The sequence below is a fragment of the Pseudomonas japonica genome (assembly GCF_900188455.1).
In the GTDB taxonomy this organism is placed as follows: domain Bacteria; phylum Pseudomonadota; class Gammaproteobacteria; order Pseudomonadales; family Pseudomonadaceae; genus Aquipseudomonas; species Aquipseudomonas japonica.
Genome location: NZ_FZOL01000011.1, coordinates 44225 through 68488, shown reverse-complemented (window position 1 = coordinate 68488; position 24264 = coordinate 44225). Strand labels below are relative to the sequence as shown.

At 66.0% G+C, this 24264-nt stretch carries 24 protein-coding genes; 10 read left to right on the top strand and 14 right to left on the bottom strand.

What is annotated here, in order from left to right; translation table 11 throughout:
• Nucleotides 1–80: 80 nt before the first annotated feature.
• The 6 genes from CHB99_RS15135 to CHB99_RS15110 form a co-directional block, all read right to left on the bottom strand.
• The gene (locus CHB99_RS15135) at nucleotides 81–659 is read right to left on the bottom strand and encodes an HD domain-containing protein (protein ID WP_042126716.1); all 579 of its coding nucleotides are present in this window, start codon (nucleotides 657–659) and stop codon (nucleotides 81–83) included.
• Nucleotides 660–742: 83 nt separating this feature from the next.
• Nucleotides 743–1300 (bottom strand): helix-turn-helix domain-containing protein, encoded by a 558-nt coding sequence (locus CHB99_RS15130; protein ID WP_042126718.1) that lies wholly within the window; start codon nucleotides 1298–1300, stop codon nucleotides 743–745.
• An 18-nt stretch (nucleotides 1301–1318) separates the two neighbouring features.
• Complete coding sequence (locus tag CHB99_RS15125; RefSeq protein ID WP_042126720.1) at nucleotides 1319–1789, bottom strand: arsenate reductase ArsC; 471 nt, start codon at nucleotides 1787–1789, stop codon at nucleotides 1319–1321.
• Between the two features lie 16 nt (nucleotides 1790–1805).
• Nucleotides 1806–3089, bottom strand: a complete 1284-nt coding sequence (locus CHB99_RS15120; protein ID WP_042126723.1) for an arsenic transporter — start codon at nucleotides 3087–3089, stop codon at nucleotides 1806–1808.
• Between the two features lie 15 nt (nucleotides 3090–3104).
• Entirely contained in the window at nucleotides 3105–3449 is a 345-nt protein-coding gene (locus tag CHB99_RS15115; RefSeq protein WP_042126726.1) for a metalloregulator ArsR/SmtB family transcription factor, read from the bottom strand.
• Nucleotides 3450–3554: 105 nt separating this feature from the next.
• Complete coding sequence (locus tag CHB99_RS15110; protein ID WP_042126728.1) at nucleotides 3555–3968, bottom strand: NUDIX hydrolase; 414 nt, start codon at nucleotides 3966–3968, stop codon at nucleotides 3555–3557.
• 89 nt (nucleotides 3969–4057) lie between these two features.
• Between CHB99_RS15110 and CHB99_RS15105 the strand changes: the two genes are divergently transcribed.
• Entirely contained in the window at nucleotides 4058–5140 is a 1083-nt protein-coding gene (locus CHB99_RS15105; protein ID WP_042126729.1) for an XAC2610-related protein, read from the top strand.
• On the opposite strand, the gene CHB99_RS15100 is transcribed toward CHB99_RS15105, so the two are convergent.
• The 5 genes from CHB99_RS15100 to CHB99_RS15080 form a co-directional block, all read right to left on the bottom strand.
• Nucleotides 5134–7569 carry a TonB-dependent siderophore receptor gene (locus CHB99_RS15100; RefSeq protein WP_042126731.1) on the bottom strand — a complete coding sequence of 812 codons (2436 nt, stop codon included), beginning with the start codon at nucleotides 7567–7569 and terminating at the stop codon, nucleotides 5134–5136. The two genes, CHB99_RS15105 and CHB99_RS15100, sit on opposite strands and share 7 nt — an antisense overlap.
• 103 nt (nucleotides 7570–7672) lie before the next feature.
• Entirely contained in the window at nucleotides 7673–8611 is a 939-nt protein-coding gene (locus tag CHB99_RS15095; protein ID WP_042126733.1) for a FecR domain-containing protein, read from the bottom strand.
• Nucleotides 8612–8614: 3 nt separating this feature from the next.
• Complete coding sequence (locus CHB99_RS15090) at nucleotides 8615–9115, bottom strand: sigma-70 family RNA polymerase sigma factor (protein WP_042126735.1); 501 nt, start codon at nucleotides 9113–9115, stop codon at nucleotides 8615–8617.
• 188 nt (nucleotides 9116–9303) lie between these two features.
• Nucleotides 9304–9837 carry a GNAT family N-acetyltransferase gene (locus CHB99_RS15085; RefSeq protein WP_245655627.1) on the bottom strand — a complete coding sequence of 178 codons (534 nt, stop codon included), beginning with the start codon at nucleotides 9835–9837 and terminating at the stop codon, nucleotides 9304–9306.
• Nucleotides 9795–10238 carry a MaoC family dehydratase gene (locus tag CHB99_RS15080; RefSeq protein ID WP_042126737.1) on the bottom strand — a complete coding sequence of 148 codons (444 nt, stop codon included), beginning with the start codon at nucleotides 10236–10238 and terminating at the stop codon, nucleotides 9795–9797. Before CHB99_RS15080 ends, CHB99_RS15085 begins: the two co-directional genes overlap by 43 nt.
• Before the next feature lie 112 nt (nucleotides 10239–10350).
• Between CHB99_RS15080 and CHB99_RS15075 the strand changes: the two genes are divergently transcribed.
• From CHB99_RS15075 to CHB99_RS15065, 3 genes are all read left to right on the top strand, one after another.
• Nucleotides 10351–10881, top strand: coding sequence for an RNA polymerase sigma factor (locus CHB99_RS15075; protein ID WP_042126739.1), 531 nt, complete (start codon nucleotides 10351–10353; stop codon nucleotides 10879–10881).
• Nucleotides 10878–11708 carry a FecR family protein gene (locus CHB99_RS15070; RefSeq protein WP_042126741.1) on the top strand — a complete coding sequence of 277 codons (831 nt, stop codon included), beginning with the start codon at nucleotides 10878–10880 and terminating at the stop codon, nucleotides 11706–11708. The genes CHB99_RS15075 and CHB99_RS15070 overlap by 4 nt, the downstream gene beginning before the upstream one ends.
• A gap of 100 nt (nucleotides 11709–11808) precedes the next feature.
• Nucleotides 11809–14208, top strand: a complete 2400-nt coding sequence (locus CHB99_RS15065; protein ID WP_089266559.1) for a TonB-dependent siderophore receptor — start codon at nucleotides 11809–11811, stop codon at nucleotides 14206–14208.
• A 144-nt stretch (nucleotides 14209–14352) separates the two neighbouring features.
• Here the strand turns inward: CHB99_RS15065 and CHB99_RS15060 are convergent, their stop codons facing one another.
• From CHB99_RS15060 to CHB99_RS15050, 3 genes are all read right to left on the bottom strand, one after another.
• Complete coding sequence (locus tag CHB99_RS15060; protein WP_042126751.1) at nucleotides 14353–15516, bottom strand: GGDEF domain-containing protein; 1164 nt, start codon at nucleotides 15514–15516, stop codon at nucleotides 14353–14355.
• A gap of 273 nt (nucleotides 15517–15789) precedes the next feature.
• Nucleotides 15790–17025 carry a saccharopine dehydrogenase family protein gene (locus CHB99_RS15055; protein WP_042126753.1) on the bottom strand — a complete coding sequence of 412 codons (1236 nt, stop codon included), beginning with the start codon at nucleotides 17023–17025 and terminating at the stop codon, nucleotides 15790–15792.
• Between the two features lie 26 nt (nucleotides 17026–17051).
• Complete coding sequence (locus tag CHB99_RS15050) at nucleotides 17052–18149, bottom strand: carboxynorspermidine decarboxylase (protein ID WP_042126755.1); 1098 nt, start codon at nucleotides 18147–18149, stop codon at nucleotides 17052–17054.
• A gap of 399 nt (nucleotides 18150–18548) precedes the next feature.
• On the opposite strand from CHB99_RS15050, the gene CHB99_RS15045 reads away from it, so the two are divergent.
• From CHB99_RS15045 to CHB99_RS29550, 6 genes are all read left to right on the top strand, one after another.
• Nucleotides 18549–18992, top strand: a complete 444-nt coding sequence (locus CHB99_RS15045) for a CopD family copper resistance protein (protein ID WP_042126758.1) — start codon at nucleotides 18549–18551, stop codon at nucleotides 18990–18992.
• Nucleotides 18993–19008: 16 nt separating this feature from the next.
• Nucleotides 19009–20196 carry an NnrS family protein gene (locus CHB99_RS15040; protein WP_042126761.1) on the top strand — a complete coding sequence of 396 codons (1188 nt, stop codon included), beginning with the start codon at nucleotides 19009–19011 and terminating at the stop codon, nucleotides 20194–20196.
• A gap of 75 nt (nucleotides 20197–20271) precedes the next feature.
• On the top strand, nucleotides 20272–21492 hold the full coding sequence (locus CHB99_RS15035; RefSeq protein WP_042126763.1) for a putative DNA modification/repair radical SAM protein: 1221 nt from the start codon (nucleotides 20272–20274) through the stop codon (nucleotides 21490–21492).
• On the top strand, nucleotides 21483–22355 hold the full coding sequence (locus tag CHB99_RS15030) for a TIGR03915 family putative DNA repair protein (RefSeq protein WP_084702828.1): 873 nt from the start codon (nucleotides 21483–21485) through the stop codon (nucleotides 22353–22355). Before CHB99_RS15035 ends, CHB99_RS15030 begins: the two co-directional genes overlap by 10 nt.
• Nucleotides 22356–22361: 6 nt before the next feature.
• Nucleotides 22362–23063: a helix-turn-helix transcriptional regulator gene (locus CHB99_RS15025; protein ID WP_042126767.1), complete on the top strand. Its 702-nt coding sequence runs from the start codon at nucleotides 22362–22364 to the stop codon at nucleotides 23061–23063.
• A gap of 144 nt (nucleotides 23064–23207) precedes the next feature.
• Nucleotides 23208–24257 carry a hypothetical protein gene (locus CHB99_RS29550; RefSeq protein ID WP_141137292.1) on the top strand — a complete coding sequence of 350 codons (1050 nt, stop codon included), beginning with the start codon at nucleotides 23208–23210 and terminating at the stop codon, nucleotides 24255–24257.
• The last annotated feature ends 7 nt before the right edge of the window (nucleotides 24258–24264 follow it).

Here is a 24264-nt window from a genome sequence, read left to right as displayed (position 1 = left end):
AATCGAATTTGGCGGCCATTATCCGGTTTTTCGCCGGGATGTCTTGTCCTGTTTCGCCGCCGGCCGCCGGGTGGCGCCGCTCAGTCCGCGCGCGCCGCGGACAGGCGCGCGCGGGTCGCTTCGTCGAGGATTTCGCGCAGCGCGGCGAGGAACGGGGTGGCGTCGGTGTAGCGCCGGCCGTAGTCGAGATTGAAGGCGTAGTCGAAGTCCGCCGGGTTGTTGCCCTGGCTGTGCTGGAGGATGGTTTCCAGCTTGTCGAGGGCCTTCACCGCCTGGGCTTCGGCGGTCGCGGCGGCCTGGTATTCGTCGAACAGGGCGAGGAAGTCGGCCTGCAGCGCCGGTTCCAGGGACGCGGTGAGGGTCAGCAGGTCCTGGCGTTCGTTGGCGTCCTTGTCGCCATGGACCTGCGCCTGCACCGCCGGAATGTCACCGCCCAGCGCTTCGCCCAGATCATGGATCAGGCACAGCTTGAGCACCTTGGTGATATCCAGGGGGCCGAGGTCTTCCGCGAACACCAGGGCCAGCAGGGCCAGGCGCCAGCTGTGTTCGGCGGTGCTCTCGCGCCGGCCGGTGGAGGTGTGGGCGCTGCGCAGGACGTCTTTCAGACGTTCGGCTTCACGCAGGAACGCGAGTTTGCCGTGGATACCTTGGCTGTTCATGGGGATGGCCTGTGTTGTGCGCGGGAGCGGGCATCCTGCGCGAGGCCGCGGACAGCGTCCACGCATGAATTATGCGTGGGCGCTCAGAGCGTCTCGACCATTCGCGCCATCGACCCGTCCGACAGCGCCAGCCGCGTCCAGCGGCACTGGCTGTGCTGGATCGGCACCAGCAGCGAAGCGTTCGCCCCGGTGGCGAACTCCAGCGCCGGCGGCGCCAGGCCGTCGCGCCAGCCGAGGCTGTCGAGGCGGGCCTCCTGGGCGGCGATCTGCTCGGTGACGAAGGGCCACAGCGAGCGCCCCAGTAGTTGCCCGACGGGCACGCTGAATTCCGCGGCACGGGACGGCGAGCAGGCGAGCAGCCGGTGGCTGAGGTCGCAGACCAGGTGCACCGGCTGCGCGCTGGTGTTGACCAAGCGTGCCAGGGCCTGGTCCGCCGCGCTGTCGAGGCGGGCGCGCAGGAGCATTTCGATGTGCGCGCGCTGTTCGGGCTCGGCCTCCTGCATGCCGGACTCCCAGCGCGAGATGGTCGACTGGGAGACCTTGAACATTTCGGCGGCATGGCTCTGCTTGACCCGATGCAGCAGGCGCCAGCGTTTGAGCAGGGGCCCCAGGGCGCAAGGGCGAAGTGGCAGCGGCGTCATGGCATTCCCGGCTCCGTTTCAGAGGGTGGCGATACGTTCCAGCTCACGTTGGAGGCTTTCGCGGTCGAGGCGTTCGAACGGCAAGGCGAAAAACGCCCGGCAACGGGTCTCGATGGTGGCCAGGGTGGCGGTGAAGGCCGCCTCGATCCGTGCCTCGTCGCCGTCCACCTCGGACGGATCCGCCAGGCCCCAATGGGCCTTCAGCGCCGGTCCGAACCAGAGCGGACAGGCCTCGCCGGCCGCATTGTCGCAGACGGTGATGACGATGTCCGGCGGATTGTCGGCGAACGCCTCGTTGCCCTTGCTCGCCAGTCCGCGGGTGGCGATGCCGGCCCGTTCGAGGGTCAGCAGGCTACGCGGCAGGACTGCGCCACGGGGAAAGCTGCCGGCGCTGACGGCCTCGAATCCGGCCGGCGCCAGGTGATTGAACAGGGCTTCGGACAGAATGCTGCGGCAACTGTTGGCGGTACACATGAACAGGACTCGCATGACAACTCCACTCAGATCAGAGGCTCAGGCGCAAGGCCAGGGCCGATAGGGTGATCAGCAGCACCGGCAGGGTCAGCAGGATGCCCACCTTGAAGTAATAGCCCCAGGTGATGCGCACACCCTTGCGCGCCAGCACATGCAGCCAGAGCAGGGTGGCGAGGCTGCCGATGGGGGTGATCTTGGGCCCGAGGTCGCAGCCGATGACATTGGCGTAGATCATCGCCTCGCGGACCACGCCGTGGGCCTGGCTGTCGTGGATCGACAGGGCGCCGATCAGCACGCTGGGCAGGTTGTTCATCACCGACGACAGCAGCGCGGCGATCAGCCCGGTGCCCAGGGTCGCGGCCCACAGGCCATGATTGGCGAGACGGTCGAGCAGGCCGGTCAGCGACTCGGTCAGCCCGGCATTGCGCAGGCCGTACACCACCAGGTACATGCCCAGGGAAAACACCACGATCTGCCAGGGCGCCTCGCGCAGCACGCGGCGGGTCGAGATCACGTGCCCGCGGGCGGCAACGGCGAACAGCACCGCGGCGCAGACGGCGGCCACCGCGCTGACCGGAACACCCAGCGGTTCGAGGATGAACAGGCCGGCGAGCAAGGCCAGCAGCACCAGCCAGCCGACCCGGAAGGTGGCGCGGTCACGGATCGCCATGGCCGGCAGCTTGACCTCGTCCAGCGCATAGTTGCGCGGGATATCACGGCGGAAGTACAGCCACAGCACCAGCAGGGTGGCGCTCACCGCGGCCAGGTTCACCGGCAGCATCACCGCGGCGTACTGGTTGAAGCCCAGGCCGAAATAGTCGGCGGACACGATGTTCACCAGGTTCGACACCACCAGCGGCAGGCTGGCGGTGTCGGCGATGAAGCCGGCGGCCATGACGAAGGCCAGGGTCGCCGCCGGCGAGAAGCGCAGGGCCAGGAGCATGGACATGACGATGGGGGTGAGGATCAGCGCCGCGCCATCGTTGGCGAACAGCGCCGACACGGCGGCACCGAGCAGGATGCTGAAGGCGAACAGCCGGCGCCCGTCGCCCCTGGCCCAGCGCGCCACATGCAGGGCGGCCCATTCGAAGAAGCCGGCCTCGTCCAGCAGCAGGCTGACGATGATGATGGCGATGAAGGTGGCGGTGGCGTTCCAGATGATCGCCCACACGGCGGGGATATCCTGCAGCGACACCACGCCGCTGAGCAGGGCGAGCAGGGCACCGAGGCTGGCGCTCCAGCCGACGCCCAGACCGCGGGGTTGCCAGATGACCAGGACCAGGGTGAAGAGAAAGACGCTGGCGGCGAGCAGCATGACGGAGGCGTGTCCTCAGCAGCAGACGGCGCGCGCGGGGCGGCCATCCATGTTGGCGAGGCGGGCGTTGTCGGCCTGCAGCCAGCCCGCGTTGGTGTGCCGGGTGACGGCCAGGACCTGGTGGATCCACGCCGGCAATTGCGGGTTGATGCGGTAATAGACCCACTGGCCCTGGCGCCGATCCAGCAGCACGCCGGCGCCGCGCAACTGGGCGAGGTGGCGGCTGATCTTCGGTTGGCTGTCGGCCAGCGCGCACATCAGTTCGCACACGCACAGTTCGCCGTGCTCGACGATCAGCAACGTGGCGCGGGCGCGGGTTTCGTCGGCCAGGCTCTTGAACAGTTCGGGAGGTGTGATCATTGCGAGGGCTTCATATACGGAAAGTCAAATATACGTATATCCATATATATGGCAAGCCTGGATTGCAGGAATTTCCAGATGCGGTCGCTGGACGGCCGCGCCGAATCAAGGCGCTGGCTTGTCCAGCGCCTCCAGCACATAACTCAGGGCCCGGCGAAACAGTGGATGGCATTCGTCGAAGGGCAGGTCGTCGAGCGGCGCCCAGAAAAAGGCGAAGACATGCCCGTTGTCGTCTTCGGTCTGGTGCGACCACTGTTCCGGCAGGGCCAGGTCCGTCGCGCAGAGGTGGAACGACCAGACCTGGTCACGGTGCCCGGCATTCCAGCAGCCGAGGTCGCGCAGGACCCTGGCCGGGGTGATCCCGGATTCTTCCTTGAGCTCGCGCAGGGCGGCATGGTCAGGCGCTTCGTCGGCTTCGATGGTGCCCTTGACCAGTTGCACATCGCCCCGCGGATGACGGAACAGCAGAAGGCGCCGCGCGTCGTCGAGGAGGACGACGCAGGCTTTGTTGGGGAGCATGGAGAATTCCTTTTCACTGGAGGATGGGGATTTTGCCAGATTTGCCGCTAGAATCCCCGCTTTCCGCCTCACCAGACAGGAGTCTCCCCGTGCGGGCCTCACCCCTCCCGCGAACCCTGGTTCGCCTGCTTGCCTGCGGCCTCGCCGCATTCGCGTCACTGTCCACCTTCGCCAGCGAAACCTTCGGCGAACTGGACAGCGCGCATTTCCAGAGCCTGCCGCGCTCCACCTACCCGCTGGAGAACTTCTCCGAGCGCTACCGCGCGACCCTGGAAATCAGTGACCAGGACGATGTCTTCCGTCCCGGCATCATCAGCGTCCATGACAAGCAGAGCGGCGCGGTGCTGATCCAGGTGCGTTCCGAGGAACTGGTGCTGGACCAGCAGACCGGCTCGGAAGAAGTGCGCGCCAATGTCCACGAACTGCCTTATGGCGAACAGAGCGTATTGATCTACCAGGATTTCAACCTCGACGGCATCAAGGACCTGGCGCTGATGGATGGCCAGTTCAGTTGCTACCACGGCCCGTCCTACCAGGTCTTCCTCGGCACCGCCGACGGTTTCCGCCACAGCGCCTCCTTCACCGAACTGGCGCAGAACTACTGCGGCCTGTTCGAGGTGGACGAGAAGGCCCGCGAGATCAGCGTATTCACCAAGGATGGCTGCTGCTGGCACGAGTTCAGCACCTACGCCCTGGAAAACGGTGAGCCGGTGCTCAGGACCCGCAGCGGCATCGGCCACAACGACCCCTCCGGGCTGGTGGTCGAGACCCTCGGCGAGAACCGCGACGGCAAGCTGGTGAGCAGCACCCGGCGCTACTGGAATACCGAGGATCCACCCACGGTCCTGCTGGCGTTCCGCCTGGCCCCGGCGGGCAAGCGCATCATCCTGTTCGAGAGCCCGAACGATGAGAAACCGGCCTACGTCGCCGTGGACAAGAACGACGAGGCGGTCCTGCTCTACCCGGAAAACGCCGGCGAGCGCATCGTCTACGATGCCGCCAAGCGCCAGTTGAGCTTCGTCCGTGGCGACACCACCTACCGCATCCTCGGCGACGGCGAAGGCCAGCCGACGAAGATGCAGGTGGAGGTGCGTGGCAAGGTCACCGACCTGAAACTGCTGCCGGGAGAGGTCGAAGGCTCCCTCGACCAGGTGGCCCGCCTGCTTCAGTAGGCGTAGCGCAGGGTCGTCATGAAGTTGCGTGGCGCGCCATACAGGCCGGCGGCGGTGGTGGTCAGGTACTCCTTGTCGAACAGGTTGTTGACGTTGAGCGTGGCCGACAGCGCCGGGGTGATCTGGTAGCGCGCCATCAGGCTGGCGATGGCGTAGCTGCTCTGCGTGGTGGCGTAGCTCAGGGCGTAGCCGGCTTCGCTCTGCCAGTTGACCCCACCGCCGAGGGTCAGCCTGTCCAGTTCTCCCGGCAGGCGGTAGCTGGTGAACAGCTTGGCGCTGTTGCGCGGGATCTCGGTGACGATGCGCTTGTCGTCGGCATTGAAGCTGACGCTGTACGAATAGCCGCCACTGACCTGCCAGCCCTCGCTGATCTCGCCGTTGAGTTCGAATTCCACACCCTCGCTGGTGGTCCCGCTTTCCGCCTTGTAGGCCTGGAACCCGCTGGGTTGCAGGTTGCCGCCATCGGCGATGGCGAGGTTGTCCTGCTCGACGCGGAACACCGCCAGGCTGGCGTTCAGGCGGTCGTCGAGAAAGCCGGCCTTGATCCCCACCTCGTAGCCGGTGCCTTCCTGCGGATCCAGCGGGGTGCCGTTGACGTCGCGGATATTGGCGTTCTGCGGGTTGAAGATCTGCGTGTAGCTGGCGTAGGCGGTCCAGGTGTCGTCGAGGTCGTAGACCAGGCCGGCGTAGGGAATGACGATGCCGGTTTCAGTGCGCTCGGCCTTGGTCACCGCGCCGGTGCGGTACAGCCAGCTCTTGCTGTCGCGGTTCCAGTCCACCACCCGCGCGCCGAGGATCAGGCTGGCGGCGTCGGTCAGGTGCCAGCGCGAGGTCAGGTAGGCGGCGTACTGGGTTTCGGTCAGGTCACTGGCGCCGACCTTGTTGAACACCGGGGTGGGGGTGTGGCCGTCCCAGGCGAAGATGTTGTCGATGCTCCCGGCATAGCCGGAACTGGCGCGCTGCCAGCCACCGTAGTTCGGCGTGCCGCGTTCCTCGATGCGCGACAGGGTGACGCCGCCGATCAGCTCGTGCTCGCGACCCAGCAGTTCGAAGCCGCCGGTGAGGTAGGCGTCGATATTGTCCTGGGTCGGCGTGGAGGCCCAGCGGGTCGGCATGATGAAGGCGCCGCTGCCGTCGGCTGGGTCGATATCGCCGCTCATGTAGGCGACCACCGTGTCGTAGTCGTTGCGGGCGTGGCTGTACTCCAGCTTGCCGCTCCAGCCATTGGCGAAGTGGTGTTCCAGCGAGGTGAACAGCGTGCTTTGCTGGCGATCGTAGTAGGCCCAGTCCGGCGAGGTGTTGAACGAGCGCTTGATGTCGGTGCGCTCGCCCGTGGTGGTGAACAGCGGGAAGCCGGTGCGCATCGGTGCGTTGCTGTTGGTGATCTGGTGGCTGAAGCCGGCGGTGAGCAGGGTGTCCTCGTCCAGATCGAATTCGCTGATGCCGTACAGGGTGGTGAGCTGCTGGTTGAAGCGGTCGATCCAGGCGTGCTGGTCCTTCTGCTCGGCGACGAAGCGCCCGCGCACGTTGCCGGCGTCGTTCAAGGCGCCACCGACGTCCAGACTCAGGCCATAGCGGTCCCAACTGCCGGCTTCGGCGCTGATCAGCACCTGCGGCTCGACGGTGGGCCGCTTGCGGATCAGGTTGATGGTCGCCGACGGGTTGCCCAGGCCGCTGATCAGGCCGGTGGCGCCGCGCACCACTTCGACGCGGTCGTACATCGCGGTGTTCTGCGTGTAGTTGTCCATGCGCGAGGAGGTCGGCACGCCGTCGATCTCGAAGTTGCTGATGGCGAAGCCGCGGGACAGGTAGGCGGTACTGTCGGCGCCGAGGCTTTCGCGGACCACGGTGATGCCGGTGGTGGCGTCGAGGGCGTCGGTGAGGTTGTCGAGCTTCTGGTCTTCCAGGCGCTGGCGGGTCAGCACGGTGATCGACTGCGGGGTTTCCTTGAGCGACAGGTTCAGCCGCGTCGAGCTGCTCGACGACTCGCTGGTGTAGGAGCCGGAACCTTCGGTGGTGGAGCCCGGGGCCTTGCCGGAAATGCTCAGGGCGGTGAGTTCCAGGGCAGTGTCGCCTGCCGCGGTGCGGGGCATCAGCACGTAGCTGCCATTGGTCTCGCGGCGGGCCTGCAGGCCGCTGCCTTCGAGCAGGCGGGCAAGGCCGTCGTCCACCGAGAACTCGCCTTGCAGGCCGGGGGATGTCAGGCCCTGGGTCTGCTCGCTGGGGAAGGAGAAGGTCACCCCGGCGCGGGCGGCGAACTGGCTGAGGGCGATACCCAGCGGGCCCGGGGCGATATCGAAGCGGGCCGTTTGCGTTTGCGCGACGGCCAGGCTCGGCAGCGCCACCACGGGGCTGGCGAGCAGCCCCAGCAGGGCCAGGTGGATAGCGCGGGCCAGGGGGCTCGCCGCTTGGGTGACGGAACGGGTCATGCGGATTTCCTTCGGTTGGCGTGGCAAATGTGCGGCAGTGATCGCCGCTTCAGTGCTTGGCCGGATGAGAATGAAAATCGGAAACCCCTGACGGAAAGTTTTTTCACGCCGCGTCGATGCGCACCCAGTAGCGGGTCAGGGCCTGTACGCGCACGGGCAGGGCGGTGGCGAGGTTTTCCAGCACCGTGTCGGTGTCGTCGAGGCGGAAGGCGCCGGTCACCCGCAGGTTTGCCACCGCCTCGCTGCACGCCAGGTAGCCCGGACGGTAGCGGGCCAGTTCGCGGACCAGGCGGCTCAGCGGCCAGTCGAGGGCCATGAGCATGCCGCGGGTCCAGGCGTCGCTGGCGTCGTCCAGGGGGCTGGCGGGGGCGATGCGCTGCGCGTCGAAGCTGGCCTGTTGCCCGGCTTCGACGCGCAGCGCGGTATTGGGGTTGGCCGCGGCACGCACCTCTACCGCGTGTTCGAACACCCGCACTTCGCTGCGCCCTTCATGGCTGAACACGCTGAAGCGGGTACCGAGGGCGCGCACGCTGCCTTGCGCCGAGTGCACCAGCAGTGGGCGACGTGCCGGGTCGCTGGCGCTCTGCAACAGCAGTTCGCCGTGGTGCAGGCGGATTTCCCGCAGATCGTTGCCGTAGTGCACGTCCACCGCGCTGTCGGTGTTGAGGATCATCAGGCTGCCGTCGGCCAGCCGCAGCTCGTGGCGTTCGCCCTTGCCCGTGCGGTACTGGGCCATGCGCGAGGACAGCGGCTCGATCGCCAGCAGACTGGCGCCGCCAGCACCGGCCATGAGCAGCAGGCCGAGCATCTTGTTCACCGCGCGGCGGCGGGCGCGGACATCGGCCAGGGCGGGCAGGGCGGTGTGCGGGGAGAGCAGGGCCAGGCGCTGTTGCAGCTGTTCCACCTGAATCCAGGCTTCGGCGTGTCGCGCATCCTGCGCCAGCCAGAGGCGCCAGGCCTTGCGCTCGTCCTCGCAGGCCGGATCGGCGCTCAGGTTGACGTACCAGGTGGCGGCGGCTTCGAGCACTTCGCGGTCGAGCATGGTTCAGCCCTGGGCCAGCAGCAGGCATTGGGTGATGGCGCGGACCATGTGCTTCTTCACCGTGGTCACCGATACCTCGAAGCGTTCGGCCGCCGCCACGTAGCTCAGGCCTTCCAGTTGCACGCCGAGGAAGATCTCGCGGGTGCGCGGGCCAAGGTCGTCGAGCATGGCGTCGATGGCGGTCAGGGTCTCGATGATCGACAGACGGGTTTCCGGGGAGATGTCCACGGCTTCCGGGCGCAGGGCCAGGGCGTCGAGATAGGCCTGTTCCACGGCGTTGCGGCGGAAGCGGTCGATCATCAGCGCGCGGGCGATGGCGCTGAGGTAGGTACGCGGCTCGCGGATTGCCTCGACATTGCGCGCGGCGAGGACGCGGACGAAGGTGTCCTGGGCCAGGTCCGCGGCATCGCTGGAATTGCCCAGGCGCGTGCGCAGCCAATGGTTCAGCCAGCTGTTGTGTTGCTGGAAGAGGTGGTGCAGGGCGGTGGGGTCGGATGGGGACATGGGCCTGGACAAGGTATTGAGAATTATTCGCTATATTGTTGGCTCAAGTGGGGGGAGATAACAAGATGTTGCCAGGCAGTGAAATCCGCTGTGCTCCATCGGGCCTCATCGCGGGCAACGCCCGCTCCCACAGGGTTCGGAGTCGCTGCGGACTTTGTGGGAGCGGGCATTGCCCGCGATGAGGCCGGTCAATCCAGCCTCAACTCCATGGCCTGGCACATCAGCGGTGACCCTTTGCGCAAAGGCTCCAGTGCGCCGATCGGGCGAAATCCCTGGCCCCGATAAAGCCGGGCCGCCGCCGACTCGCCGACCGTCACGCCCAGGCATACCCTGGTCACGCCCAGCCCCCGCGCCCAGGCAATGACCGCTTCGAGCAAGCGCCGTCCGGCACCCAATCCCCGTGCCTGCGGATCGACCCACATCTGGAACACTTCCACCGTATCGCCGGCAACCCGCTTGCCCCAGACCAGGCCGCAGGCATCCTCGCCATGAACCGCGAACCAGGACTGGTCGTCGGTGCCAGCCGCCGCCCGCATCGCCCGCTGCGCCCAGTCGTCATCCGTGCGCATCGCTTCCGCCTCAAGGGTACTGCCGAATGCCTCCGGCGCATCCCGCAGCGCCCGCAGGCGCAGGTCGCGATACAGCGGCCACTGTTCAGCCCGTAGCGGGCACAGGACGATCACCGCCGAAAACACAGCACTTTCGAGGTCAGCTTCTGACACACCTCATCCCGCTGATTGGTGGTCAACGACTGCACCACCACCATCCCCCGGTCCGGCTTCGAACGCGAAGGAATGATCTCCAGCACCGTAGTGGTGACCTTGAGCACATCCCCCGGCCGGGTCGCCTGCGGCCAACTGATCTCGCCGCCGGCGCCGATCACCCCGCGAGCCAGGGGCAGGCTGCGCACCAGCAGCTTCATGGTGATCGCCGCGGTGTGCCAGCCGCTGGCGGCCAGACCCTGGAAGAAGCTGTCCCGCGCCGCTTCGGGATCGGTGTGGAACGGCTGCGGATCGAACTGCGTGGCGTAGGCGATGATCTGTTCGGCATCCAGCGCATGGCCGTCGCTGACGAACACATCGCCGACTTTCAGGTCATCCAGATACACGGGCGCTGCGGTCATGGGTTTCTCCTGGAACGGTTTCGAGTGGTCCGATATTCAACCCTGACGGCTTGGCAAGCAAATCGCCATGTCTATAATGCGAACCACTTTCATTCGCGTGTCTGTCCCCGTCATGTCCGAATCCTCCTCCAATCCCGAGCTGATCGGGGCCCTGGCCCTGCACTACGATGACCTGGTCGCTTATATCCGCCGGCGCTTCCAGGGCAGCCAGTTCGCCCGCGAGGTGGTCCATGACGTGTGCGTGCAATTGCTGGAGAAACCGCCTCAGCAGCCGGTGAAGCTGCCGTTCGCCTTCCTGCGCAAGGTGTCCTTCAACAAGGCCATCGATCGTCGTCGCGCCGACCGCACCCAGGACGCCCATATCGAATTCACCGCCGAGGTGCCGGACTGGCATGTCCACGACCTGGACGGCGCCGCCAGCCTCGATTTCGAGCAGCAACTGCACGCCCTGCTGGCGATCGTCGAGGCGCTGCCGGCGCGGGCGCGCCAGGTGTTCCTGCTGCACCGCATCCATGGCATGCCGCAAAAGGAAATCGCCGCCGAGCTGGGCATCTCGCTGAACATGGTCACCCAGCATTTTTCCCGGGCGATGCAGGCCATCGTTCGCGACTGGGAACCGGCACGTCGGGCCCTGGCGAAATGACCCGGCAGGACAAACCGGCCGGTGATGCCCTGACCCCCTTCGAGCAAGCTCTGCGTGACCGCGTGCCGTCCCGCGAGGCGCTGCTCGCCGAGGCCAAGGCGCAGACCGCGCGCCAGCGCCGGCGCAAGCAAGCGCTGGGCGGCGGCCTGTCGTTGCTGGTGCTGGCGACGGGGCTGTGGTTCCTCGATCCGTCCTGGTACAGCGAGGACATCCGCGTCCCGGTCGGCAGCCGCGACAGCCGGCAACTGGCCGACGGCAGCTCGCTGATCCTCGACAGCGCCAGCCACCTGCGTATCGAACACCGCCTGCGCAGCCGTCAGTTCGAGCTGTTCGAAGGCGAAGCGACCTTCACCGTGGCCCACGGACCGCAGCCGTTCATTGTGCGCAGCCAGGGTGTGTCGGTGCGCGATATCGGCACGGTGTTCAACGTGCGCAGCGACAGCCGCGGGGTCGCCGTGGCGGTGGTCGAAGGTGAGGTGGAAGTGTCCAGCCAGGCGTCCCGCGCCAGCCGCATGCGGGCCGGGCAACTGATGTTGGCCAACGCCCGCCAGTTCAGCGCGATCGGCAGCGTGGACCCGGCGCGGATCACCGCCTGGCAGCAGGGCAAGCTGCGCTTCGACGGTACGCCGCTGCGCGAGGTGATCGTCGACCTGCAACGCTACCGTCAGGCGCCGATCCGTCTGCTCGATGAGCGGGTCGGCCAGTTGCGCCTGTCCGGCGAGTTCGACAGCGATGCGGTGGAGGCGCTGCTCGATGGCCTGCCGGCGATCCTGCCGCTGAGTCTGGCGCGGCAAAGCGATGGCAGCGTTACGATTCGGGCGCGCTAACGGAAAAGAGAATATTTTTCATTTCACACCTCAACATTTTCCCGCCGCCATTCGCCACTCCCTGTGAAGGTCACTTTCGAACCTGCATTTGGGGAGTCAAATGAGCACCATCGCATTCTCGCGCCGCCTGTCGCTGCTGGCCGCCGGCATCACCCTGGCTTCGACCCTGCATGCCCAGGAGGCGCAGCACGCCGTCAACCTGCCGGCACAGCCACTGGACCAGGCGCTGAACGCCCTGGCCGGGCAGACCGGCGCGCGCATCCTGTTTGCCACCGACAGCGCCGAAGGCCTGCAAGCGCCCGGCGTGAGCGGTGATCTCAGTGTGGAACAGGCGCTGCAGCGACTGCTGCGGGGGACGCGGCTGAAGGTGCAGAAGACCGCCGATGGCAGCTACCTGGTGTCCCTGCCCGAAGCGGCCGACAGCGCCGCGGTGGAACTGGGTGCCACCAGCGTCAATGCCAGCAACCTCGGCGCCATCAGCGAAAACAGCGGCTCCTACACCACCGGCAGCATGAGCAGCGGCACCAAGCTGGCCCTGAGTCCGCGGGAAACCCCGCAGTCGGTCAGCGTGGTCAGCCGCCAGCGCATCGAGGACCAGGCCATGACCACCCTGGGCGATGCGGTGAAGTACACCCCCGGCCTGACCGTGACCAAGTGGGGCGGTGAGCGCGAGCGCTACAACTCCCGCGGCTTCCAGTTGAACAACCTGATGGTCGACGGCATTCCCGTGCAATACGACGAAGCCAGCCTGTCCACCGGCCTGCTGGCGATGTACGACCGGGTCGAGGTGGTGCGTGGCGCCGCCGGGCTGATGGAGGGCGCCGGCTCCCCGGGCGGCTCGATCAACCTGGTGCGCAAGCGCCCGACCAGCGTCTTCCAGGGCAGCATCACTGCCGGTGCCGGCAGCTGGGATCACTACCGCGGCGAGCTGGACCTGAGCGGCCCGTTGAATGCCACGGGCAGCCTGCGTGGGCGCACCGTGCTGTCGTTGCAGGACAAGAACTCGTTCATCGACGACTACGAGAGCCGGCGCAACCTGTTCTACGGCGTGCTTGAAGGCGACCTCGGCGACGACACCACGGTCAGCCTCGGCGCGAGCTGGAGCCAGGACAACAACCCCGGCGCCGACTGGAACGGCCGCGGCACCAACCCCGACGGCAGCTTCCTCGACATTCCGCGCTCGCGGCGCATGAGCCCGAGCTGGTCGTACTGGGACAAGGAAACCAGCACGGTGTTCGCCGACATCACCCAGCGCTTCGCCAACGGTTGGACCGGCAAGTTCGCCGCCACCGCGCTGAAGAGCCAGATGGACATGTTCGGCTCCTACCTGTATCGCCCCGACGAGACGGCGCGGGACTTCGGCTTCGGCTATGGCAAGTACCACTACGAGAACACCCAGACCAGCTTCGACGGCTATGCCAGCGGGCCGTTCAGCCTGTTCGGGCGGACCCACGAACTGGTGGTGGGCGGCAGCTATCGCAACCAGGACATCGACGATGGCCCGGGCGGCTGGCCACTGGGTGCGGTGTACGAGTTCGATCCACTGAGCTTCGACGGCAAGGCGGTGCCCAAGCCTGCGATCAGCTACGCCTGGTCGCGGGACGGCGAGGTCAAGCAGTCCAGCGTCTACCTCACCGCGCGCTTCAGCCTGAGCGAGCGCCTCAAGCTGGCCACCGGCGGGCGCCTGGACTGGTACGAGTATTCCGTGACCACCCACTCCGGCGACTGGACCGGCAACGACGACTACAAGGCCACCCGCGAATTCACCCCCTATGTCGGCTTCACCTACGACCTGAACGACACCTACACCGCCTACGCCAGCTGGACGCGCATCTTCAACCCGCAGAACTACAGCACCGCCGGTGGTGGCCTGCTCGATCCGCAGGAGGGCAGCAACTACGAGATCGGCCTCAAGGGCGAGTATTTCGACGGGCGCCTGAATGCCAGCGTGGCGCTGTTCCAGATCGACCTGGAGAACCTGCCGCAACTGCTCGACAGCCAGGCCTGTGGCGGTCGTGAATGCTACGCCTCGGCCGGCGAAGTGCGCAGCCGCGGGATCGAGTTCGAAGTGAGTGGCGAGGTACTGCCGGACTGGCAGGTCTCGGCGGGGTATACCTACAACTACGCCAAGCACCTGACGTCTTCCGACTATGCGCCGATCGGCACCCTGTCCAGCGGCGAGCGCTACGCCACCAACCTGCCGCTGAACCTGTTCAAGCTGGCCACCAGCTATCGCCTGCCGGGCGACCTGAGCCGCTGGCGCGTGGGTGGCGGCCTGCATGTGCAGAGCGATATCTACACCAGCGCGGGGGTCGAGCAGGGTGGCTACGCGGTGACCGACCTGTTCGCCAGCTATGACGTCGACCAGCACCTGACGCTGAGCCTGAATGCCAACAATGTGTTCGACCGCGACTACTACTCCAGCATCATGACCACGGTGGGCGGCAACTTCGTCGGCGATCCGCGCAACTACATGGTGACGGCCAAGTACCGCTTCTGATCCGCCAGCCGTTCAGCCACTGTCCTTGCGGGCCTCATCGCGGGCAATCGGAACGCCGCCCGGCCCGCTCCCACACTGTTCGCGGCGACACTGAAACTTGTGGGAGCGGGCCGGGCGGCGTTCCGATTGCCCGCGATGAGGCCCTCAGGTCGGGTTGCTGGCCGTCCGGTCCACCAGCCTGATGCTGTCCCGCCCCCCACGCTTGGACTCGTACAGCGCCGCGTCGCTCTGTTCGATCAGCGCCGCCAGGCTCACCGGCGGCTGCTCGAAGAGATTGGCGCCGATGCTCAGGGTCACCGGTTCCGGGGTGTCGAAGGCGCTGACGGCTTCCTGCTGGAACTGCTCGCGCAGGGCGTTGCCGAGGGCGACGATGCGCTCCCGGGAGGTATTGCCCAGGAGGATCAGGAACTCGTCGCCGCCCAGGCGCGCGGCCAGCGCGTCTTCGGGGATCTTCGCGAGGATCATCTCGCTCAGGCTCACCAGCAGACGGTCCCCGGCCGCGTGACCGTGGAGGTCGTTGACCAGCTTGAAGTTGTCGATATCGATCAGCAGCAGGGCGCCTGGCTGCTGCGCCGAGACGTTTTCCAGCAGGCGCGGTGCGCGGACTTCCAGGGCACGGCGGTTGTACAGGGCGGTCAACGGGTCGCGGGCGGCGAGGCGGGCGATGCGTTTCTCGCGGCGGTAGCGTTCGCTGCCGGTCATCGACAGGGCGATCAGCATCAGCGCCACGGCACCTTCGACCAGTGACACCTGGATGATCTCGCCGCGGAACGAAGCCAGGTCGAGCAGGGCGCCGGGCATCACCGCGAGCAGTGCCTTGATGCAATAGAAGGCGCCATGGCTGAGCATCACATAACGCAACTGCACGGCGCCGATGCTCAGCGAATTGCCATGGGGACGCAGCAGCAGGCTGGCGCGCAGGGCCAGCACGCCGACCAGCCCGGAGTTGGCGAAGGTCATCACGTTCGACCACCAGGGCGCGTCGGGCAGCGCCAGCAGCGCGACCCAGAGCACGAAGATCAGGTACCAGGCACGCGACAGGCGGGTCTCGGTGAACCGCGCGACACCCAGCAGGAACAGCCAGTGGGCGGTCACCAGCAAACCGTTGGCGAACCAGATGCCGAGCAGCAGCAGGCCGTTCATGCGCATCAGGGCCAGGGTCGAGCCGATGCTGATGGTGGCGAATCCGGCGCTCCAGAACAGCAGGGAGGATTCGCGCACACTGCGCCATTCCACGGCCAGATAGGCGGAGGCGGTCGCGGCGAGCACGATGCTGAGCACCAGCAGGGTAGGTGGATCGAGCGTCATGGGCTGACGGGCCTTTCTTGTTGACTACGAAATGGGCGGGATTGTAAGCGGTTGAAACGTTTTTCGGAGCACTGCGCTGCGTTTCATCTGCACCCCCCCTGTAGGAGCTGGCTTGCCTGCGAAGGACCGCACAGCGGTCCCAGACTTCACCGCCATCAGGGACCGCTGTGCGGTCCTTCGCAGGCAAGCCAGCTCCTACAGGGGGGGCAGGCTGGGTGGAAACGAAAAAGGGGCGCCTGTATGGGCGCCCCTTCTTTTCAGCTCATGAACCTATCAGGCCCACGGACGATCACCGTTCTCGTCCTTGACCCGGGTCGGCAGACCCATCACGTCGAGGGCGTGGAGGAACGGCTCGGCCGGCAGCTCTTCGACGTTGACCATGCGCTGCACGTCCCACTGGCCACGGGCGACCAGCAGGGCCGCGGCCACCGGCGGCACGCCGGCGGTGTAGGAGATGCCCTGGCTGTCGGTCTCGGCGTAGGCTTCTTCGTGGTCGGCCACGTTGTAGATGAAGACTTCGCGCGGCTGACCGTCCTTGCTGCCCTTGACCAGGTCACCGATGCAGGTCTTGCCGGTGTAGCCAGGCGCCAGCGAGGCCGGATCCGGCAGCACGGCCTTGACCACTTTCAGCGGCACCACTTCCAGGCCTTCGGCGGTCTTCACCGGTTGCTCGGAGAGCAGGCCGAGGTTCTTCAGCACGGTGAACACATTGATGTAGTGCTCGCCGAAGCTCATCCAGAAACGCACGTTGGGCACGTCGAGGTTCTTCGACAGCGAGTGCACTTCATCGTGGCCGGTGAGGTAGAGGTTCTGCGAACCGACCACCGGCAGGTCGTCGGTACGCTTCACTTCGAACATGGTGTTGCTGGTCCACTGGCTGTTCTGCCAGCTCCATACCTGTCCGGTGAATTCACGGAAATTGATTTCCGGATCGAAGTTGGTGGCGAAGTATTTGCCGTGGGACCCGGCATTGACGTCGAGAATGTCGATCGAGTCGATGCGGTCGAAATACTGTTGTTTCGCCAGCGCCGCGTAGGCGTTGACCACACCCGGGTCGAAACCGACACCGAGAATGGCCGTGATGTTCTTCTGCTGGCACTCTTCGAGGTGTTTCCACTCGTAGTTGCCGTACCAGGGCGGGGTTTCGCAGATCTTGCCCGGTTCTTCGTGGATCGCGGTGTCCAGGTAGGCGACACCGGTATCGATGCAGGCACGCAGCACCGACATGTTGAGGAAGGCGGAACCGACGTTGATCACGATCTGCGATTGAGTCTCGCGGATCAGCGCCTTGGTTGCCTCGACATCGAGGGCATTGAGCGAGAAGGCCTGGATGTCGGCGGGTACCTTGAGGCTACCCTTGGCCTTGACGCTGTCGATGATGGCCTGGCATTTGGAGATGTTCCGCGACGCAATCGCAATACGACCGAGCTCGTCGTTGTGCTGCGCGCACTTGTGGGCCACCACCTTGGCGACACCTCCTGCACCAATGATAAGAACGTTCTTCTTCAATTCTCTATCTCTCCTTATCTGCCAGCTCAGGAAAGGCTGGACAGGTAGTCTTCGAAACCGAACTCACGAACCACCTCGACGCTACCGTCGAGTTGTTTCACTACGATGGACGGCATTTTCAGGCCGTTGAACCAGTTTTTCTTGACCATGGTGTAACCCGCGGCGTCGACGAACGACAGCCGATCGCCGATGGCCAGCGGACGATCGAATTGGTACTCGCCGAAGATGTCACCGGCCAGGCACGACTTGCCGCAGACCATGTAGGTGTGCTCGCCGTCGTTGGGGGCCATCTTGGCGTTGAGGCGGTAGATCAGCAGGTCGAGCATGTGCGCTTCGATCGAGCTGTCGACCACGGCAAGGTGCTTGCCGTTGAACAGGGTGTCGAGAACCGTGACTTCCAGCGAGGCGCTGTTGGTGATCGCCGCTTCGCCCGGCTCCAGGTAGACCTGCACGCCGTAGGTTTCGGAGAACGACTTGAGGCGTTCGCAGAAGGCGTCCAGGGCATAGCCCTCGCCGGTGAAGTGGATGCCGCCGCCGAGGCTGACCCATTCGACCTTGTGCAGCAGGTGGCCGAAGCGTTCCTCGATGGTGCCGAGCATCTTGTCGAACAGCTCGAAGTCGCCGTTCTCGCAGTTGTTGTGGAACATGAAGCCGGAGATCTGCTCGATCACGCCTTCGACCTTGACCGGGTCCCATTCGCCGAGGCGGCTGAACGGACGCGCCGGGTCGGCCAGCAGGTAGTCGGAGCTGCTCACCTGCGGGTTGACCCGCAGACCGCGGACCTTGCCCTCGGATGCCTCGGCGAAGCGCTGCAGCTGGCCGATGGAGTTGAAGATGATCTTGTCGCAGTTGGCGAGCATCTCTTCGATCTCGTCGTCGGCCCAGGCCACGCTGTAGGCGTGGGTCTCGCCTTCGAACTTCTGGCGGCCGAGCTTGAGCTCGTAGAGCGAGGACGAGGTGGTGCCGTCCATGTACTGCTGCATCAGGTCGAACACCGACCAGGTGGCGAAGCACTTGAGTGCCAGCAGGGCCTTGGCACCGGATTTCTCGCGCACGTAGGCGATCTTTTCCAGGTTGCCCAGCAGCTTTTGCTTGTCGATGAGGTAGTACGGGGTCTTGATCACTTCGAGGCTCCAGGTAGGCCAGCCAAAAAAAGAGCCGCATTGTGCCCGTACTCGATACATATCGAAAGGGCGGGATGCGCTTTTTGCGCTGTCAATGGGCCGGCTGCCTGCCGTGCTGGCGTTTGGCTGGGTGTCGGGTTGCAAAATGTTACGCGAGCTGGGGTGGGTTGGGTGGACCGCCGGGAAGATGCGAGGGGCTCTTGCCAGCGATGAAGTCCGAAAGGCAAAGCAGATCCCGCACGTTGACGGCACCTATATTGATAGCGGTGCGTTACCGCCAGGTGACTGTCCGGTCATTGATCCGGATTGCCTCGCCGCGCCGAGTTCCACCGGCTTGACGAGGGTCAAGCCGCGCCGGACGCGAGCGCGCTAGTCTGCCGGGCACAATGAGGCCCCGCCATGATCTATCCCGTTCTGCTGACCCTGCATCTGTTCGCCGCCATCGTGTTCATCGGCACGGTATTTTTCGAAGTGCTGTTCATCGGCGGGATCCGCCAGCAATTGCCCGACCGGCTGATGATGATGCTCGAACACGCCATCGGCCAGCGCGCCCGCCGGCTGATGCCCTGGGTGCTGCTGGTGCTGTTCGGGGCCGGCGCGGGCATGGTCCGCGAGCGTTACCTGGCGCAACTGGCGGCGCCGCTGGACTCGCCGTTCGGCACCTTGCTCGGCCTGAAGATCCTGGTCGCCCTCAGCGTGCTCGGGCATTTCGTCACGGCGCTGTGGTTGTTTCGCAGCGGCCGCATGACGGCGACGGCGGTGCGTTTCATCCACGCCAGCGTCTTTACTCATCTGTTGCTGATCGTGCTGCTGGCCAAGGGCATGTTCTATCTGAGCTGGTGAACCGGGGGAGCCCGCCATGCAAGTGATCGACCGCAAGAAAGCCATGGCGATCGCGCCACTGTGGCGCCTGGCGTTTCGCCCGTTCTTCCTCGGCGGCAGCTTGCTCGCGCTGCTGGTGTTGCCGCTGTGGCTGGTGGCCCTGAGCGGCAAGCTGGAGTGGGCGCCCGCCGGCGGCTGGCTGGCCTGGCACCGGCATGAACTGCTGTTCGGTTTCGGCCTGGCGATCGTCGCCGGCTTTCTGTTGACCGCGGTGCAGACCTGGACCGGCCAGCCAGGCCTGAGCGGCAAGCGCCTGGCGGCCCTGGCCCTGGTCTGGCTGGCGGGGCGCCTGGCCTGGCTGGGGGCGGCACCCTGGCCGTTGCTGGTGCTGCTGGAACTGGGCTTTCCGCTGCTGCTGGCGGGGCTCATGGGACGCACCTTGTGGAAGGTCCGCCAGCAGCGCAACTACCCACTGGTGGCGCTGCTGCTGTTGCTGACCCTGGTGGACGGCATCGCGATGGCTGGCGTGGTCCACGGCAACGATGGCTGGCAACGCCAGGGTGTGCTCGGCGGGCTGTGGCTGGTGGCGGCGATGATGGGCCTGATCGGCGGCCGGGTGATTCCGTTCTTTACCCAGCGGGGACTGGGGAGGGCGACGGCGGTGCAGCCCTGGGCGTGGCTGGACTGGCTGCTGCTGGGCGGTTCGGCGCTGGTCGCGGTGTTGTATGCGACGGGCCTGGCGCTGCGGCCCGGTGTCCTGGTCGGCGGGCTGTTTGCCGCGCTGGCGATCGGTCATGGCATCCGCCTGTTGCGCTGGCATGATCGCGGCCTGTGGCGGGTACCGCTGCTGTGGTCGCTGCACCTGGCCTATGCCTGGCTGGCGGTGGCCTGCGCAGGCATGGCGCTGTGGCATTTCGGCGTGGCGCTGAACCCGAGCCTGGCCGTGCACTGCCTGACGGTGGGCGGCATGGCCGGACTGATCCTGGCGATGATCGCCCGGGTCAGTCTTGGCCACACCGGACGCCCCCTGGAGCCGCCCAAGGGCATGACCCTGGCCTTCGTCCTGCTCAACCTGGCCGGGCTCGCCCGGGTGCTGCTGGTGCCGCTGCATACCCACGTCGGTCTGGGGCTGGCGACGCTGTGCTGGACCGTGGCGTTCGGCCTGTTCATTCGCGGCTACGCGCCGATGCTGGTGCGGGCGAGGGTGGACGGGCATCCCGGCTAGATCGACGACAGGCGCTTGCATCCTTGCCAATCTCGAAATACTGTATGGATATTCAGTATTCGGGAAGCGCTCCCCATGCAACTCATCGCCAAGCTCGGCATCCTCGCCGACGCCGCCAAGTACGACGCTTCGTGTGCCAGCAGTGGTGCCCCCAAGCGCAGCTCGAAGGGCCGCGACGGGCTTGGCGCGACCAATGGCATGGGCATCTGCCACAGCTACACCCCGGACGGCCGCTGCGTGTCGCTGCTCAAGGTGCTGCTGACCAACTTCTGCCTGTACGACTGCCAGTACTGCGTCAACCGCCGTTCCAGCAATGTCCCGCGGGCGCGCTTCAGCCCCGAGGAAGTGGTGCGCCTGACCCTGGATTTCTATCGGCGCAACTGCATCAGCGGGCTGTTCCTCAGTTCCGGGATCATCCGTTCGGCGGACTACACCATGGAGCAACTGGTGCGGGTCGCCCGGCTGCTGCGTGAGGAACATGGCTTTCGCGGCTACATCCACCTCAAGACCATCCCCGACGCCGATCCGTTGCTGATCGAGGAAGCCGGGCGCCTGGCCGATCGCCTCAGCGTCAATATCGAGCTGCCCAGCGATGCCAGCCTCAGGCGCCTGGCCCCGGAAAAGCAGGTGAGCAGCATCCGCCGGGCCATGGGCACCATCCACCGTGGCCAGCAGGCGGTGGCCGGCGAGGCGCGGGCGCCGCGCTTCACCCCGGCGGGGCAGAGCACGCAGATGATCGTCGGCGCCGATGCCTCGGACGACCGCACCATCCTGCGCAATGCCGAATCGCTGTATCAGGGCTATGGCCTCAAGCGCGTGTACTACTCGGCGTTCAGCCCGATCCCGGACAGCCCCGACAGCGTGCCGCTGGCGGCGCCACCGCTGTTGCGCGAGCACCGCCTGTACCAGGCTGATTTCCTCATGCGCGGCTATGGCTACAAGGCTGGCGAACTGCTCAGCGAGGCGAACAACCTGGCCCTGGATATCGATCCCAAGCTGGCCTGGGCGCTGTCCCATCGCGAGGTGTTTCCGGTGGATATCAACCGCGCCGAGCCGGCCTTGCTGGCGCGGGTGCCGGGCATCGGCCTGCGCAGCGTGCAGCGCCTGGTGGCGCTGCGCCGCGAGCGGCGGGTGCGCTACGACGACCTGATCCAGTTGCGCTGCGTGCTGGACAAGGCGCGGCCGTTCATCGTCACCAGCGACTATCGCCCGGTGCTGGGGGAGATGCGCAGCGGTCTGCTCCGTGCTCGGCTGCGTGAGCCGCAGGCACCAGTGCAGATGGGGTTGTGGGGATGATTGCCCTCGACTGCGACGACACCTTCGCCACCTGGCGCGACCAGGCGCGGGTACTGCTCGGGCATGGCATCGACCCGGCCGAGGTCAACTGGGGCCAGGGACCGATCCAGGACCTGCTGGCCCAGCCCGATGCACTGCCGCGGGGGCCCGGACCGTTCAGGGCGCGGGTGCCGGTGCAGTTGCTGGAGCAGTTGCAGCTGGCTGCCCGCTATCGCGGTGAGCAGCGCTGGAACCTGCTCTACGAAGTGCTCTGGCGCGTGGCCCATGGCGACCGTACCGCCATGCTCGCCGGCGACCGCCTGGGCAGCGAGTTGCAACGGCGGATCAGGCAGGTCACCCGCGAAGCCCATCACCTGCACGCCTTCGTGCGTTTCGTGCCGTTGCCGACGCTGCTGGCCGAGCGCCTGCAACTGGATCTGGTGGCCTTTCACGAACCGGCCCACGACATTCTCGAAAGCGCCAGCGACCATTTCGCCGAACGCCTGGGGCGGCAGCGCTGGCTGATCGCGACCTCGCGCGATGGCATCCGCTATGACGGTGCGCAGTTCGATTACCGCCGCCAGTGCCCCGAAGCATGGCGGCAGTGGGCGCGGGAGGCGGACGACCCCGATGCCGACCTGTGGCTGACCTATTACCGCCACACCTTCAACCCGGCACGGGTCAACCCCGACGCCTTGCGTCTGCATATGCCCGGGCGGTTCTGGCGGCACCTCCCGGAAGGGCCGTTGATCCCGCGGCTGGTGGGCCTGGCCCGGCAGGGCAAGCAGCGGGATGGACAGGCGCAGGAGGTGGCGGAGCAGGGTGGCAAGAGAATCCGATATGCCGAGCCGCGCGCCAGCGATATGCCGATACTCACGAGGTAATTCTCCATGCACAAAGCCGATCGCCTGTTCCAGCTGGTCAACCTCATCCGCGTGCACCAGCCGATCACCGCCGAGCGCCTGGCCGAGCGCATCGGCGTGTCGGTGCGCTCGATCTATCGCTATATCGACGACCTGTCCCTGAGTGGTGTCCCGGTGTATGGCACCACGGGCGTTGGCTACGCCCTCGACGCCGCTTTCGAGATGCCACCGCTGCGCCTGAGCCGCATCGAGGTCGACGCGCTGACCCTCGGCATGGAAATGCTCGCCGGCAGCGCCGACCCGCAACTCGCCGGCGCCGCGCGGACCCTGCTGAGCAAGGTCTCGGCCATTGCGCCGGAGCAGCGCAGCGACACGCGGCAAAGCCCGGTTCGCGCCACGGGCAGCGCCGATGCCACGACCCGCGGGCACCTCAGCAGCCTGCGCCAGGCCATCGAGCACAAGCGCGTGCTGCAGATCACCTACACCAGTCTCGACGGCGCCGTGTCGCACCGCCTGATCCAGCCCATCGGCCTGTTCTACTGGGGCGGCAAGTGGACCGTCGGCAGCTGGTGCAACACCCGTGCGGCCTATCGCGATTTCCGCGTCGACCGCATTGCCTCGATCATCACCAGCGAAGCACCCTGGCATGACGGCCCGCAGATTGCCCTGCGCACCTACATGCGTCATCAATCGAGCCACTGGCGTACCGACAACAGGGCGTCAGGATGACCTGCTGATCACTCCCGACGTTTCGTGTGCAAGACAGCCTGTTGCCTGGGGCATGGCAGATTCGCTTGAAGCGTCATGAGTGATGTCGTTGTGATATCGTCGCTGCGTATATCTCGATTTTCACTTCAGCAAGGATCGTTGGCTGTGAAGCACATTGTTCCCTTCGCGTTATCACTGTTTCTGATTGGATGTGGCACGACTTCGGAAAATCGTGAAAAGACCGCCGAGTCGGCTCAGGCTCTGCGTAACTGTCTCTCGGCCACCCACTTTGAACCCAAGTACCAGGCTTGCCACAGCCACCGTCTGGAAGGCACGGCGTCCAACCAGGCTCGGGAGCACTGGAGGCAATTCCTGAGCGAGCAAGGGCCGGATATACGCCTGCTGGGGGGCATCTATGGATACAACCTCGACGCCGTCAAGGCAGCGATCGCCGCGGGCGCAAACGTCAACCGCGAGTACAGCCCAGAGGCGACGACGGGACGGCCAACGGGACGGAACACCACCCCGCTCGATCAAGCGATGGGTCGATTCGAGCTCGGCGTGATCGAAGTGCTGCTGCAGCATGGCGCCAATCCGAATTGGCAAGCGACCGCGGAATCCTCCGATCTCGTTGCCGCGCATGTCTATGGGGTCAGTGGTTATTCGAGTGACGCGCCCGATTTCGTTTCTGGTCCGCAAATGGGGGAGCTCGCGTTTCGCCATGGTTACCGTCCCGACGCCAGGGCGCTCCAATCCATCAAGTCGTTCGTCGCGTTGGACGAAAATCCCCGTGCCCGCATCAAGATGAACGTCAAGGCGTTCTACGACCAGCTCTGGAATGCGTCGAGCGCACAAGTCAAGGCCGACTTCCAGGCCCTGGAAGCCGCCAGCGAGGCGCTCGCCCAACAACGCAAGCGCGAGGCCATGGACGAGGCTGAAAAGGAACGTCTCGCGGAGGAAAACCGCCAGCGGCAACGCGCGCAGCAGGAAAGCCTGCGGGTCGCGAGCCTGCGCGAACTCGGTACCCGTATCTGTACCAATCGCAGCAGCGACCGCGGTTGGGTCACCTACGTGGGTTATGTCGAGAACCTGGGGCCACGCAAGGTCCAGATCCGCGTGGCACAAGCGTTCTACCAGGACGCTCCATCGCTCGCACCGGGTGATTTCCGGCCCAGCATCCTGTGGGACGACCTGAGCACTTGGCAGTCCTGCTGACGCATGC